Below are 14,377 nucleotides of genomic sequence, written 5' to 3'. Positions count from 1 at the left end.
GGAGGGGTCGCGACGGTCAACCACTCAGAGTAGTGATGCTGCTCCAAAAGACCCCAGTTGACCGACACGAGCAGGTTCCAGTCCACTACCTGCGGTGAGCATCTAAGCACAACAGGTCTAGGGCTAGGAGAACCCCAAGTGAAGCGCTCAGTGGCCGTGATCGGCGCAGGGCCGGCCGGTCTGACCTTGGCAAACCTGATCCAGCAGTCAGGTATCGACTGCGTTGTGCTCGAAAGAGCAAGTCGGAGCCACGTGGAAACACGTGCACGCGCAGGCGTCCTCGAACACCGCTCCGTGATGTTGCTGCAGTCACTCGGGCTGGCGGATCGATTGCTGGCGGAAGCAGACCGTCACGGTACGTGTGAATTTCGCGTCAACGGACAAGCCTTCCAGGTGGCGTTCAGTGACCTGTACGAGGGACGCCAGCAGTACGTCTACCCACAGCAGGAAGTAGTCAAGGACCTCATCGGGGCATTTTTGGACGCAGGAGGTGACATCAGGTTCTCGGTCAGTGACGTGGAGCTGCGGAATCTGACGTCGTCGCAGCCCTCCGTGGTCTGGACCAGCGCAGACGGGGTCAGGGAGGCCATCACCGCGGACTTCGTCGCCGGGTGCGACGGATTCCACGGGGTGAGCCGGAAGTCCATTCCCGAGGGCAGCCTGACGGAATTCACCCACCAGCACGGCATCGAGTGGCTCTCCATTCTCGCGGAAGCTCCCCCGTCGACTAAAGCGGTCATTTACGCGCTGCACGCCGACGGTTTCGCCGGACACATGCTGCGGTCCTCCACGATTTCCCGCTTCTACCTCCAGGTACCGGTCGGGACAAAGGCCGAAGACTGGTCCGACGAACAGATCTGGGAAGCGCTGCACAAGCGTTTCGCATTGCACGACTCGTCGTGGACGCTGACCGAGGGAAAGATCATCGAAAAGCGCGTGCTGGACATGCGCAGCTACGTGGTCGAGCCGATGTCCCACGGCCGGCTGTACCTCCTGGGTGACGCAGCCCACATCATCACCCCGGTCGGCGGCAAGGGCATGAACCTCGCCATGAACGACGCCGCAACCTTCGGACGTGCGCTTATCGACTTCTACGGCACCGGGTCGGAGACCGGGCTCAAGACCTACTCGGAGGACTGCCTGCGCTCCGTCTGGCGCGCCCAGGAGTTCTCGCAGTGGATGGTCAACATGATCCACACCGATATGCAGTCACCGTTCTTCGGACGTCTGGCGCAGGCGCGACTGGAGCACCTGTCGCAGTCCCCTGCCTACCAAGCGTCGTTTGCCGAGAACTACGTCGGTCCGATCGAGTGAAATCCCCTGTCCCCTAACAAGTTCGCCCTCTCCCCTAGGGGATTCGGAACGTCACGATTTGGGGACAACTCCCGATGTTGGGGGGTGAGGTTCACCCGTACGGTGCAAACCGGCACCCCCCGACCCCTCAGGAGCTGCGGTTTTCTCATGGGCACCCAGCAGTCGCCGCGCGACCCCGCCCCGGTCCCGCACGACGACCGGACGCCGCGACCGGTGCCCGGCACCACGTTCGCGACGGAAGTGGACGGCATCGTCATCGGCGCCGAGTCGTCCACTTCGGACCGTTCGGCTCCACCGGCCACGAACGCCGTGGACGCCCACAGCGCCGCCGACGTCCTCCCGCAGGGCCAGGACACCCCAGACGCCGGAACGGCCCCCAAGACGGTCACAGACGCCGCTGGGCCGGACCACGCACACCCGGCCGCCGACGATCTGGTGGGAGACCTGTACATCGGCACGATCGGCGACCTGGACGCCCCCGAAAACGGTTTCGGCACCCGTGACGACGGGGAGGCCGGCCTCTGAACCACCAGACAGGGCAAGGGAAACCGAACGGTCATCACGTCCTGCCCCGGGCGAACGAGCCGCCGGTCCCCCTGCCCGGTGCACACACCCTCCTATGTGCACACAAGATCGGCCCCGGACCGCGGCGGGTCCGGGGCCGATCTTCTTCACTTGCGCCGCAACGGTTTCTCACTTGTTGCGGGAAGGTTTCCTCAGGCGGTGCCGTACAGCGCGGCCACACCCCGTTCCATCGCCTCACGAACGCGCAGGAGGTCCACAGGTGCCCCGTGCACGCCGCCTGCCCCGACGGCGCTCCACACGCCCGCGGGGGCCGTGTCCGCCGGGAGGTCGAGGTACCAGGCGAACCCGCGCGGACGCGGTGGAACACCGGCCTCCACGAGGTAGGAGTTCACGAACGCGTCGACGATCGGCTGGTCCGGGTCCAGCGGCACCGGGGTGCGCACCACCCTGCGCGGACCGGCGACCCACGCGAGCAGGAGCTGGTACCCGTTGTCCGGCAGGCAGAGCAGGCGCCTGCCCGCGAGCAGCACGACCCGGTCCCGCCCGCCGGTCACCTCGACCGGCTCCGCGTCGACGACCAGGAACAGGTTCCAGTCCGTCACCGAGGAGGTCAGGAGGAGGACACGGTCTCGCTCAGGGACTCGCGCTCCGCGGCCGCCCACTTCTCCACGTCCATCGACGGCTTGCCGACGTTCAGCAGCCGCGCCACCTTGGACCGCAGGGCGACGAAGCCGTCCGCGGTCCGGGTGGTCACCTGGTCGCGCTCGGCGGGCAGCGGCACCTCGAGGTTCGCCACCAGCCGTGCGGGAGAGCTGCTGAGCACCAGGATCCGGTCACCCAGGTACACCGACTCGTCGATGTCGTGGGTGACGACGAGGACAGTCGTGTCGTGTTCACGCCGCACGCGGAGCAAGAGGTCCTCCAACTCGAAGCGGGTCTGCGCGTCCACCGAGGCGAACGGCTCGTCCATCAGCAGCAGGGCGGGCCGGAACGCCAGTGCCCGCGCGATCGCCACCCGCTGCTGCATGCCACCGGAAAGCTGCCACGGCCGCTTGCGCGCCGCGGCGGTGAGGCCCACCCACTCCAGCGCCTCCGCGGCCCGCTTGCGCCGTTCCGCGCGCGGCAGGGACCTCAGCGGGAACTCCACGTTGCCCTGCACCGTGAGCCACGGGAAGAGCGAACGCTGGTAGTCCTGGAACACGACGGCGAGGTGCGAGCCGTTCAGCCGCACGTCACCGCGCGTGGGCTTGATCAGTCCGGAGATCGTCCGCAGCAGCGTCGACTTGCCGCAGCCGGACGGTCCGACCACGCACACCAGCTCACCGGCGCGCACGTCGAACGTGAGGCCGCCGATGGCCTCGTAGTCACCATAGGTGTGGCCGAGGTCGGCCACCTCAAGCATGTTGCTCATCCCGACTCCTCGGTTGCCACGCCAATGCCCTGCGTTCGACCGCGAGCAGCGCGGTGTTCAGTCCGTATCCGAGGACGCCCAGGAGGACGACCCCGGCCCACATGCGCGTGTAGTCGAAATCGCGCTGTGCCTGCATGAGCTGCCAGCCGATGCCGTTGTCCGCGGCCACGAGCTCGGAGATGACCATCAGCACCAGCGACAGCGAGAGCGAGACCCGCAGCCCCGCGAAGATCTTCGGCGACGCGGCGGGGAGGACGACTCCGAAGACCCACTGCGCGCGCCGGATCTGGAAGACCGCCGAAGTGTCCACTTTGGTCACGTCGACGGAACGCGCGCCGTCGACGCTGTTGAGCAGCACCGGCCAGATGACGCCGAACACGATCGTCGCCACCTGCATCGACGTGCCCACCTTGAACAGCAGCAGGAACACCGGCACCAGCGCGGGCGGCGGGATCGAGCGCAGGAACACCAGCAGCGGGTTCGCGTACTCCATCGCCCGGTCGGAACGGCCCAGCAGCAGCCCCAGCGCGACACCGATCACCGAGGCGATCGCCCACGCGGCGAGCAACCGCCCGATGGAGGGAAGGACGTGGTCGGTGAGGTTCTCCGGTTCGAGGACCCACCACTCCCAGGCCGCCACGGCGATCTCGGACGGCGGCGGGAAGAAGGGGTCGTCGGCCAGGAGGCCGAGCGCCTCCCACACAGCGACGAGTCCCGCGAACACGGCCCACCGTTGAAGGAACTTGTTCACCAGGCCACCCAACGTCGGCGAACCTGCTCCAGGCCGTTGTTGAGGAGCAGGCCGATCACGCCGGCGACCACGGTGCCGACGAGCACCTGGTCCATCCGGCCGGGCCCGCTGCGGGCCTCCATGATGAAGAAGCCGAGGCCGGTCTGGCTGCTGGCCATGATCTCGACGCTCACCATCACGATCAGCGCCGTCGTCGCCGCCAGCCGGATTCCGGTGAGGACGAACGGCAGCGCGTTGGGCAGGGCCACCCGGAACAGGATGCCCACCCGGCCGAGGCCGAACGTCCGCGCGGTCTCGACCTGCAACGGGTCGAGCTCGTCGAGCGCGTAGATGGTGTTGAACAGGATCGGCCACAGCGCCGCGTAGACCGCGAGGGTGATCTTCGTTTCCGGCCCGAACCCGAGCATCACCAACGCCAGCGGAATCAGTGCCACGGAAGGGATCGGACGCAGGAACTCGATCACCGCGCGCGTCGCGTGGCGCACGGCCGGAAGGCTGCCGAGCACGAGTCCACTCGGCACCGCGATGGCGATCGCGATGCCGATGGCGATCAGCAACGCCAGAACCGTTGCCACGACATGACGGAAGAAGGTAGGAGAGGACAGCTGCGTCACGAGCTCACCGAACACGACGGACGGTGGCGGTAGCGCGTGAGCAGGAAGGAGGGGGGAGCGCCCCAGGAGCTCCCACAGCACGAGAAAACCGGCAATGCCGAGAATTCCCCTTGTGAACGCACGCACTCGGTCACCCTAGAGAGTGGACCTCGGCTTCACAATGCGTGGTGGACCAACTCCGCGTAGTTTCAAGCACAGCACGGCGGTTCAGCAGACCTCCACGCGCTCCACTTCGCCGAAGCTCTTCACCCATTCGGAGTCTGTGAGCCGTGCTCCGTCTTTTTCACACATCCTCTTGATGATGTGCCCGCTGTCGAGGTCGTACGGCAGCAGCTCGGGGTTCCGGCCGCCGCTGCGCACGAGGAAGTCGCCGTGCTGCGCCCGGAAAATCGCGCGCGTCGAGTTGCCGTGCCCGACGACGTAGACGAGCCGGTCGGGCGCACGGTCGTTCGTGTAGAGCTGCTGCACCTCGAAGATGTTGTCGCGCACGATGGCGATGCGGTCGTCGTCGGAGAACGAGATGCCGGCGCCGTAACGCAGAGCGCTGTCGAGCCGGGCGCGCAGCACGGGCGCGCCGCTCGGCACGCGTTGCCACACCTCGACGACGGACTCCGGCGAGTGCTCCACCGCGAGCCACCGGCCGTCGCCGCTGTAGGTGATGCCCCGGACGTAGACGGGCTGGCGCAACGCGGGCGCCGCCGGTTCCGCCGTGCCGCCGATGCTCCAGAACTCGACCGTCGTGGCGCCCGCCGCCGCGTCCCACACCGCTGTCGCGAGCTCGCGGCCGTCCTGGCTGAGCGCCACGGCCTCCGGGTCGCGCACCGGCATGGGCAGCTCGCGCAGGGACCTCGGGTCGGTGAGGTCGAACAGCTCGGCGTGCGCGGTCTCGTCCGGCGTCGGCAGCCCGAGGCCGTCCGCGTCGCCGACCTTGCCGACCACGCGCGAGCCGTCCGCGCTGAGGTCGAGCGTGCGGAACCGGTCCGGCAGCGCGGCGAGGCGGGTGACGTCGTTCGCGGCGTTGACGGCCCACAGGTGCTCGCGGCCCGTCTGGTCTCTCGTGATGGCACGGCGTTCGGCGAGCTTCACGACCCGGTGGCCGTCGGCGAACCTCGCGCCGGACGTGGCGCTGTCCTCGTCGAGGCTCCACATCCGGTCGGTGCCGTCCGCGTCGGTCACCGCAGCCACGTCGCCGCGCGGCGCGACGACCACGTCCGCGTCGTCCTTCGGCGTGCCGGTGAACGGGATGCCGCGAGTGACCGCGTTGGCGAGCCGCAGCACCTTCTCCGCCTCGGGCGACGGGTTGACCTTGTAACCGACCAGCGCGTACTTGTCCGCGTACGGCCTGCGCTGCTCGATCAGCTCCTCGGACTCGGAGAGCGCCTTGCCGCCGAGCTCGCGGCCGTGCGCCTCGGTCAGCTTGCGCTCGTTGGACAGCGCGTAGACGACCGTGCCGGGCACCAGCGCGATCAGCACCGCGACGGCGGCGACGAACGCCGTGAAGCGGCGGGTCTCGCGCCGGGTGCTGAGGTCGACGAACTGGCGCTCCTGGACCGTCAAGAACTCGCCGAGCTCCCTGGCCCTGCGCAGCCGCGCGCCCCGGTAGAGCGCGAGCGGGTCGCGGTCGCTCGCCTCCCACAGCTCCATCGCGGTGACGAGCTGCTGGTGGGTGCCGAGGGTCTCGCGTTCCTCGTCGATCCACCCGGCGAGCCGCGGCCAGCCCAGCAGCGCGTCGTGGACCAGCTCGGCGCCGTCGTCGGTGAGCGTGACGAGCCTGGCCTTGGCGAGCTGCTCCAGCAGCCGCGGTTCGGTGTCCAGCACGCGGGTCCGGCGTTGCGTCGTGCCGTTGCGCCGCACCGAGACCAGCCGCAGGAACACCCCGCGGACCGACCGGCGGGCCGTCTCGCCGAGCCCGTCGTAGAACGCCTCCGCGGCGTGCACGGCCACCTGCCCGATGCCGCCGGTCTCCTCGAACCCGGAAAGCGACAGCGTCATCCCGCGCTTGCGCCGCCACGTCTCCAGCAGCGTCCGCTGCACCAGCGCGAGCGCGTGCCGGTTCGCGGCGTCGGCGACCAGCTGGGTGATCACCGCCGTCTCCACGGTGGCGCCCACCTTGGCGGCGGGCTCGCTGATCGCGCGGCGCAGCTGGTCGGCCGTCATCGGCTCGACGGTGATCTCCGCGCCGGCCAGTCCCCGGTCGAGGCAGCGGCGCCGGTGATCGGCGCGCACGGCGAGGACCACGTGCGGGCAGCGGGTGACGGCGGCGAGGAAGTCGTCCGCGCCGAGGGTCTTCTCCGCGTCGTCGACGAGCAGGACGAGACCGGGGCGGTGCCGGCGGACCAGCAGCCGGAGGCGGTCGGGGTCGGCCCGCAGCTCCTCGGCGAGGCTGGCCGCCGTCGTGCCGGGGAAGACGCCGGCCAGTGCCTCGGCGAGGTCGGCGAGCGGGTCGGTGTCCCCCGGTGTGACCAGCACCGCGTCGTCGAGCGCCGGCAGGAGGCCGGCGCGCAGCAGCGACGTCCTGCCCGAGCCGGACGCGCCGAGGAGGACGGTGAGCGGCCTGGTGCGTACCGAGTCGAGGACCTGGCCGACGAGGCGCTCACGGCCGAAGAAGTGCTTCGCGCCTGTCTCGGTGTACGGCTCGGCGCCGGGGTACGGGGCGTTCGGGAGCAGCTGCTGGGTGTGCTCGGCGGCCAGCTCGCGCCAGCGCTTCGTCCACGGCGCGGTGTCGGCGGCGGGGTCGCAGGCCCGGACGAACGCGAGGGTCAGGGCGAGCGAGGGCAGCTTGCGGCCACCGGCCGCGTCCGACAGCGCGGTCGGCGAGTAGTTCGCCCGCACCGCCAGTTCGCGATAGCTCGGTTTGCCCGCCTGGTCACGCAGTCTGCGCAGGTCACCGGCGAACCGCAGCAGCGCCGTGTCCTCCGGACCCAGCGGTCGTTCCCCTCGTGGCATACCGCCTCCCGGACGAATTCTCCCCCAGAGCCTGACCCGTCGTCTAACGCCCCGCTCATCCCCCACCGGATCGGGGGGTACTTCGTGACCGTTCCACCTCGGTCATCCCGGGCACGGCGGCCGGAACGGCAGCTCGCCGAAGTACCGCTCCCACTCCTCGCGGGTCATCCGCGGGAACGCCTGCTCGCAGATCCGCACCGCCGGGTCCCGCGGGTCGGCCTCCCACAGCCGCACCGCCCGGTCCGCACCTCCCGTCACGACCTCGTCGCCCTGCGGGGTCAGCCCGACCGCGGCGACGGGCCCCGCGTGCCCGCGCAGCAGCGCCTGCTCGACCGGCTCTCCCCGCTCCAGCCGCCACAGCCGCACCAGTCCGTCGTCCGTGGCGACGGCGACCCGGTCCGCGCCGAGCCGAGCCGAGGTGACCTGGGCACCGCCGGACGGGATCTCCGCGCGCAGGACGGGCCCACGCGGGTCGCCCACGTCCCAGAGGTGCACCGCCGTGCCCGCGGTGGTCAGCAGCGAGTCGCCCGCGAACTGGGCCCCGCCGGCGAACTCCCTGGTCAGCGCCAGCAGCTCGACGTCGCGCAGGTCGGCGGCGTCGGCCAGGTGGACGGCGCGCCCGGTCGTGACGGCGGCGAGCACCCTGCCGTCGGCGCGGAAGGCCAGGGCCGCGAGCGGGCCCAGCCCGAGCTGGACCGTCGTGACGAGACGCGGCCGGTCCAGGTCGGTCCAGAAGCTCAGCGTGCCGTCGTCGCCGGTCGTGACCAGGGTGCCGCCCCGCCACGCGATCGCGGTGGCCTTCGCGGGCAGTGCGGCGAGCTCGCGGGGCCTGCCGAGCGAGACGTCCACGACGTGCACGGCGCCGTCGTCGCCGACCGAGGCGACCAGGGTCCCCGTCGAGTCCATCGCCAGCGCCGTGACGGCACCGGTGTGCCTCGTGGCCTCGTGGAACGTGCGCGGCGACGGCAGGTCGTCGAGCGCGGCCAGCACCACCGCGCCGTCGCGATGGCCGGTGACGACCAGCTGCTGGGTCGGGCCGACCACCAGCGCCGTGACCTCGGCCGGTGCCTCGCGCACGACCTGCGACGGCACGTCCTCCTGGCGCAGGCCGTTGCGGGCCTGCGGCAGCGGCACGAGCCGGTGGGCGGCGAGCGCGACCTGCTGGGCGAGCGCGGGGTTGGTGGACCGCAGGGCGGCCGCCTCGCCGACGGCCCTCAGCACGACGGCGTTGGTCCGCTGCTCGTCGGCGGTCCGTCCGGCCCGCAGGGCGAAGACGGTGGAGCTGGCGGCCACGACCAGCAGCACGACCAGGGCGGCGAGCAGCTGGCGTTGCCGCCGCGTCCGTCTTCGCGTGGTCGCGGACAGCTCCTCCTCCGCGGCCCTGCTCGCGGCGAGGAACGCCCGTTCCGCCGCGTTCAGGGCGAGTCCCGGCGGCACGCTGGTGAGCCGGCGGCCGCGGAACAACGCGCCGGGGTCGCGGTCGAGCGACTCCCACGTTCGCACCGCGTGGGTCAGCTCGCGCTGCGCCCGGATGTTCTCGCGTTCCTCCTCGACCCAGTCGCGCAGCGTCGGCCAGGAGCGGATCAGCGCCTCGTGCGCCAGCTCGACGCCGTCGCGGCCGATCACGACGAGCCGTGCCGCGGCCAGTGCGACGAGCACCTCCTCGTCGGCCTCCAGCTCGTCCCCGCGCGCCCGCCGCTTCGTCGACTCCGCCGTCACGAGCCGCAGCAAGATCCGCTTCGCCTGCTCCTGCTGCCGTCCGGTCAGCCCGTCGTAGACCTCCTGCGCGGTGCGGGCGACGGCGTGGTCGAGCCCGCCCACCTGCTCGTAGCCCGCGACGGTCAGCGTCGTGCCGCGGCGGTGCTGCCAGGTCTCGGCGAGCGCGTGCGACAGCAGCGGCAGCACGGCCGCCTGCCCCACCGCGTCGGCCATCAGCCTGGCCAGCAACGCCGTCTCGACCTTCGCGCCGACGGCGGCCGCGGGCCCGGTGATGGCGAGGCGCAGCTCGTCGGGCGTCATGGGACCGACGTGGACCTGGTCGAGCGCGCCGACCAGCTCGGGGTATCGCGCGCAGTGCGCCTGGTAGTCGGCACGCACCGCGATGACGACCTTCGTGCACGACAGCAGCGCCGTGACGAGCCAGGTGCGCAGCTCCTCACTGCGGCACAACGTGAACAGCTCCTCGAACTGGTCCACGACCACGAGGTGCGCGTGATGACGGCGGAGCGCCTTCGGATCCGCCAGGTCGGCGGCGATCTCGCCCACGTCCCCGCCGGTGAGGCGGGCCAGCGCGACCGCGCACTCCTCCAGGGGATCGGCGCCGGGCGTGAACAGCAGCACCGGGTCCCCGGTCCTCGCGATCAGCCCCGCCCGCAGCAGCGACGACTTCCCCACGCCCGACGGCCCGAACACGCCGGTGAACCGCTTCCGCGTGCCGAGCAGCTCGGCGGTCAGCCGCTCACGGCCGAAGAACTTCGGCGCGTCGTCCGGCTGGAACATCGCGAGCCCGGCGTACGGGCTGCCACCGGCCGGGTGGGGTTCGCTGTCCGCGACCGCCCGCCACCGCCGCGTCCACTCCTCCTGGTCGCCGTCGCACGCCTGGACGTACGCCCTGGTGACGGCGAGGCTCGGCAGCTTCCGCCCGCCCGCCGCCTCCGACAGCGCCGCGGCCGAGTAGTGCGCCCGCCGGCTCAGCTCCCGGTAGGTGGGGCGGCCCGCCCGCTCCCGCAGCCGGCGCAGGTCCGCCGCGAACCGCAGGAGACCGCTCTCGCCCTCGTCGAGAGGGCGTTCCCGTCTCGGCACCCCGCCATTGTTCAGAGAACTTTGTTCAACGGCAGCGGACTGACCGTGAACAACCCGTTCGCCCTAACGTGGAAGCTCTCCAACGGGGAAGACCCGGTGCTCACGCCCTGAACCGGCGCCGGTGTGGCCGTGGGCGGCACTGCACGCCGCCCACGGTTGCCGTTCCTCTAGAGCCCGACCAGCTTGTACAGGCCGCCGACCTCCTGGCGGTTCAGCACGCGCATCGAGCCGGGCCGCTGGTTGCCGAGGGACACGTCTCCGACCGCGACCCGCACGAGCGACTGCACCGGGTAGCCGACGTGCTCCAGCAGGCGACGCACGATGTGCTTGCGGCCCTCGTGCAGCACGACCTCGACGAGCGCCTTGCCGGGCACCGCGCTGATGAGCTTGAACGAGTCGACCTTGACCGGGCCGTCGTCGAGCTCGACCCCCGCCTTGAGCTTCTTGCCGAGCCCCTTCTCGACCGGGCCGGGCACCTCGGCGAGGTAGGTCTTCTTGACGTTGTAGCTGGGGTGCATCAACCGGTGCGCGAGCTCACCGTCGTTGGTGAGCAGCAGCAGCCCCTCGGTCTCGGCGTCGAGCCGCCCGACGTGGAAGAGCCGCTCCTTGCGGTTGCGGACCAGGTCGCCGACACACGGCCTGCCCTGGTCGTCCTCCATCGTGGAGAGCATCCCGTACGGCTTGTTCAGGGCGATCGTGACGACGTCCTCGCGGATCTGCACCCGCACCCCGTCGACGTGCACGACCGCGGTCTCGGGGTCGATCCGCCGCCCCTGCTCGCGCACGACCTTCCCGTCGACCTGGACGCGGCCCTGGTCGATCAGCTCCTCCGAAGCACGGCGCGAGGCGATCCCCGCCTGCGCCAGCACCTTCTGCAGGCGCACGCCCTCGTTCTCAGACATCGTCGATCGCATCCACTTCGGGCAGCAGCGGCGCGATTGGCGGCAGGTCGTGCAGTGACGACAGCCCCAACCGCTCCAGGAACAGTTCGGTCGTGCGGTACAGGATCCCACCCGTGTCGCTGTCGGTGCCCGTCTCCTCGATGAGCCCCCGTGCGACCAGGGTCCGGATCACCCCGTCGACGTTGACGCCGCGCACCGCCGCGATCCGCGCCCGCGTGACGGGCTGCCGGTAGGCGATCACCGCGAGCGTCTCCAGGGCCGCGCGCGTGAGTTTCGCGCGCTGGCCGTCGAGCAGCAGCTTCTCCACGAACGGGGCGAACCGGTCGCGCGTGTAGAAGCGCCAGCCGTCCCCCGCCCTGCGCAGGTCGATGCCGCTGCCGGACTCGGTGTACCGGGTGGAAAGTGTACGGAGTGCCCGCTTGACCCGCCGCACCGGCTGCTCCAGGGCACTGCTGAGCTGGTCTTCCGCGATCGGGCTGTCGACGACGAGCAGCACGGACTCCAGCGCCGCCTCGAACGTGGCGTCGTCGGTGAGGTCCGGCAGGCCGCTGTCCTCGATCGCCTCCACGGGGGCGGCGGCGAGCAGCTGCGCCTCGAGGGAGGCGGTGTCGGTGTCGGTGGTGGCTTCCGCGGCGTCGAGCACGACGGGGCCGGGGGCGGCGTCGTCGAGCGCCGCGTCCGAGACAGGGTCGGGCTCGGCGGCAGGTTTGCGCGGCCGCTTCGCGGGGCGCCGGGACGCCGAGTTGTCCACAGCCCGATCGGCTGACGTGCCGTTTTCGTCGGTGCCGCCCGATAGGCTGGAAACCGGGGGGACCCCCGCGGGCGTGGGCTCGCCGTCACGCACCTCGCGGCCGGTCGCGCCGCTCGCGTCGAACGCCGGTCCCGGGTCCGCGATCTCCGCCGCGTCCGGTCCGGCCAGTGGCTCGCTCATCCGCCGTAGTCCTCGTCCTCGTCACCGGCGTGCAGCTGCGACTGCGCCTGTCCCAACGTCCCGCCGACCCACGTCACCGTGAGCGGGCCGAGCGGGTCCTCCTGCTCGAAGGCCAGCGACTTCTCCCGGTACAGCTCCAGCAGTGCCAGGAACCGCGCGACGACCTCCATGGTCTCCGTGCAGTCGGCGATGATCTCCGCGAACGTCGCCGTGCCCTTCTCGACGAGCAGTGTGCGCAGCAGGTCGGCCGTCTCGCGAATCGAGACCCGGTGCTGGTGCACGTGCGCGGTCGAGAGGGTGCGCTTCTGCTTGGGCCGGAACGCGGCCGCGGCGATCAGCGCGAACTTGTCCGGTGTGACGCCGAGCATCACCTCGGGCAGCAGGCCCTCGAAGCGGGGTTCCAGGGACACCGACCGCGGGTAGCGCCGGAACGCTCCCTGTTCCAGCTCCGCGAAGAGGGCCGCCACCTGCTTGTACGCCCGGTACTGCAGCAGCCGCGCGAAGAGCAGGTCGCGGGCCTCCAGCAGGGCCAGGTCGTCCTCGTCCTCGACGTCGCCGGTGGGCAGCAGGCGCGCGGCCTTCAGGTCGAGCAGGGTCGCGGCGATCACCAGGAACTCGGTGGTCTCGTCGAGGTCCCACGCCTCGCCCATGCCGCGGATGTGCGCGATGAAGTCGTCGGTGACCCGGTGCAGCGCCACCTCGGTCACGTCGAGCGTGTGCTGGGAGATCAGCTGCAGCAGGAGGTCGAACGGGCCCTCGAAGTTCGTGAGCTTGACCTTGAACTTGCCGTCGTCCGGTGCCGCTGCCTCGGTCGCGGTTCCGGTCTGGGCGGGAGCTTCCTCGGTCACTGCTCGCGCAACCTGCGTACCAGCAACGACTCCTCGCCGAGCGCTTCCAGGTCGTCCAGCACGATGGCGATCGCCTCGCGCACCACCCGGCCGCGGTCGACGCCGAGCGCGTAGGAGCCGCGCAGCGACAGCCGGGCGTGTTCGAGGGCCAGCAGCTCCTCGTCGGACACGTACACCGTGATCTTCGTGGTGTGCCTGGTGCGGCCGGAGACGCGGCGCTTCCCGGCTTGCCCGGGTTGCTCAGCCGGTGCGGGGGCAGCGGTCAGCCGGAACAGTTCCGCGGCGCCCGGCAACGAGGGGCGGCGGTTCACCGGGCGATCACCTCGCGGGCCAGCGCACGGTAGGCGTTGGCGCCGGAGGACCTCGGGGCCCAGCGGGTGATCGGCTCACCGGCCACGGTGGTCTCCGGGAAGCGCACCGTGCGGTTGATGACCGAGTCGAACACGATCTCGCCGAACGCCTCCACGACGCGCGCCATGACCTCGCGCGAGTGCAGCGTGCGCGGGTCGTACATCGTGGCGAGGATGCCGGTGATGGTGAGCTTGGGGTTCAAGCGTTCCTTGACCTTCTCGATGGTGTCGATGAGCAGCGCCACCCCGCGCAGCGAGAAGAACTCGCACTCCAGCGGGATCAGCACTCCGTCCGCGGCCGCGAGGGCGTTCACCGTGAGCAGGCCGAGCGAGGGCTGGCAGTCGACCAGCACGTAGTCGTAGTGGTCGATGACGGGGCGGAGGGTGCGCACGAGCGTGTGCTCGCGGCCCACCTCCGAGACGAGCTGGATCTCGGCCGCCGACAGGTCGATGTTGCTCGGCAGCAGGTCCATGTCGTCGACCATGGTCTTGCGGATCACGTCGGGAACGGCGGTGTCGTTCTCCATGATCACGTTGTAGATCGTGGTGTCCAGCTGGTGCGGGTGCACGCCGAGGCCCACCGACAGGGCGCCCTGCGGGTCGAAGTCGACGAGCAGCACCCGTCTGCCGTACTCGGCCAGCGCGGCGCCCAGGTTGATGGTCGTCGTCGTCTTGCCGACGCCGCCCTTCTGGTTGCAGATCGCGAGGATCTTCGCCGGGCCGTGGTGCAGCAGCTGCGGCGGGTCGGAGATGACGCGGCGGGGCCGGCCGGTGGGACCGATGCCGTCCAGCTGTTCGTGGGCGACGTCGTCCACCGGCGCGGCGTGCGGCGCCAGGCTCAGGTCGGCACGCGGCGCGAAAGCGCGGTCCGGTGTCGACATGGCTGGCGGTCCCTCACTCGTCGTGGTCGTCTCTCCCGGGCGCAGCGTAGGCCGCACCCGTGCGAGCGGCAACGCGCCTCGCCGGTGTTTGTCAAGACTTGG

Annotated in this window: 13 protein-coding genes; 2 read left to right on the top strand and 11 right to left on the bottom strand. The window is 70.9% G+C overall.

The window, feature by feature from the left end; genetic code table 11:
- Positions 1–138: 138 nt before the first annotated feature.
- Complete coding sequence (locus BLT23_RS19605; RefSeq protein ID WP_090051258.1) at positions 139–1,314, top strand: 4-hydroxybenzoate 3-monooxygenase; 1,176 nt, start codon at positions 139–141, stop codon at positions 1,312–1,314.
- Between the two features lie 147 nt (positions 1,315–1,461).
- A complete protein-coding gene (locus tag BLT23_RS19600) occupies positions 1,462–1,839 on the top strand; it encodes a hypothetical protein (RefSeq protein ID WP_090051257.1) in 378 nt (125 codons plus the stop codon).
- 191 nt (positions 1,840–2,030) lie between these two features.
- On the opposite strand, the gene BLT23_RS19595 is transcribed toward BLT23_RS19600, so the two are convergent.
- The 11 genes from BLT23_RS19595 to BLT23_RS19545 all read right to left on the bottom strand — a co-directional run bounded on the left by BLT23_RS19595 (position 2,031) and on the right by BLT23_RS19545 (position 14,275).
- Positions 2,031–2,441: a DUF5956 family protein gene (locus BLT23_RS19595; protein WP_090051256.1), complete on the bottom strand. Its 411-nt coding sequence runs from the start codon at positions 2,439–2,441 to the stop codon at positions 2,031–2,033.
- 8 nt (positions 2,442–2,449) lie between these two features.
- Positions 2,450–3,250 carry an ABC transporter ATP-binding protein gene (locus tag BLT23_RS19590; RefSeq protein WP_090051255.1) on the bottom strand — a complete coding sequence of 267 codons (801 nt, stop codon included), beginning with the start codon at positions 3,248–3,250 and terminating at the stop codon, positions 2,450–2,452.
- Positions 3,234–4,001, bottom strand: coding sequence for an ABC transporter permease (locus BLT23_RS19585; protein ID WP_090051254.1), 768 nt, complete (start codon positions 3,999–4,001; stop codon positions 3,234–3,236). Before BLT23_RS19585 ends, BLT23_RS19590 begins: the two co-directional genes overlap by 17 nt.
- Positions 3,998–4,576: an ABC transporter permease gene (locus tag BLT23_RS19580; RefSeq protein WP_342713680.1), complete on the bottom strand. Its 579-nt coding sequence runs from the start codon at positions 4,574–4,576 to the stop codon at positions 3,998–4,000. Before BLT23_RS19580 ends, BLT23_RS19585 begins: the two co-directional genes overlap by 4 nt.
- Positions 4,577–4,822: 246 nt before the next feature.
- Positions 4,823–7,561 carry an nSTAND1 domain-containing NTPase gene (locus BLT23_RS19575; RefSeq protein ID WP_090051252.1) on the bottom strand — a complete coding sequence of 913 codons (2,739 nt, stop codon included), beginning with the start codon at positions 7,559–7,561 and terminating at the stop codon, positions 4,823–4,825.
- Positions 7,562–7,663: 102 nt separating this feature from the next.
- On the bottom strand, positions 7,664–10,363 hold the full coding sequence (locus tag BLT23_RS19570; protein ID WP_090051251.1) for an nSTAND1 domain-containing NTPase: 2,700 nt from the start codon (positions 10,361–10,363) through the stop codon (positions 7,664–7,666).
- A 167-nt stretch (positions 10,364–10,530) separates the two neighbouring features.
- Positions 10,531–11,265 (bottom strand): pseudouridine synthase, encoded by a 735-nt coding sequence (locus BLT23_RS19565; protein WP_090051250.1) that lies wholly within the window; start codon positions 11,263–11,265, stop codon positions 10,531–10,533.
- Positions 11,258–12,196: an SMC-Scp complex subunit ScpB gene (gene scpB, locus BLT23_RS41685; protein WP_245744048.1), complete on the bottom strand. Its 939-nt coding sequence runs from the start codon at positions 12,194–12,196 to the stop codon at positions 11,258–11,260. The genes BLT23_RS19565 and scpB overlap by 8 nt, the downstream gene beginning before the upstream one ends.
- Positions 12,193–13,044, bottom strand: a complete 852-nt coding sequence (locus BLT23_RS19555) for a segregation and condensation protein A (RefSeq protein WP_090051249.1) — start codon at positions 13,042–13,044, stop codon at positions 12,193–12,195. Before BLT23_RS19555 ends, scpB begins: the two co-directional genes overlap by 4 nt.
- Positions 13,041–13,355, bottom strand: coding sequence for a hypothetical protein (locus tag BLT23_RS19550; protein WP_090051248.1), 315 nt, complete (start codon positions 13,353–13,355; stop codon positions 13,041–13,043). The genes BLT23_RS19555 and BLT23_RS19550 overlap by 4 nt, the downstream gene beginning before the upstream one ends.
- Positions 13,352–14,275 (bottom strand): ParA family protein, encoded by a 924-nt coding sequence (locus tag BLT23_RS19545; protein WP_090051247.1) that lies wholly within the window; start codon positions 14,273–14,275, stop codon positions 13,352–13,354. Before BLT23_RS19545 ends, BLT23_RS19550 begins: the two co-directional genes overlap by 4 nt.
- Between the last annotated feature and the right edge of the window lie 102 nt (positions 14,276–14,377).

Source organism: Lentzea fradiae (assembly GCF_900100955.1).
GTDB classification, from domain to species: Bacteria; Actinomycetota; Actinomycetes; order Mycobacteriales; family Pseudonocardiaceae; genus Lentzea; species Lentzea fradiae.
This window is presented reverse-complemented; position numbering and strand designations above follow the sequence as displayed.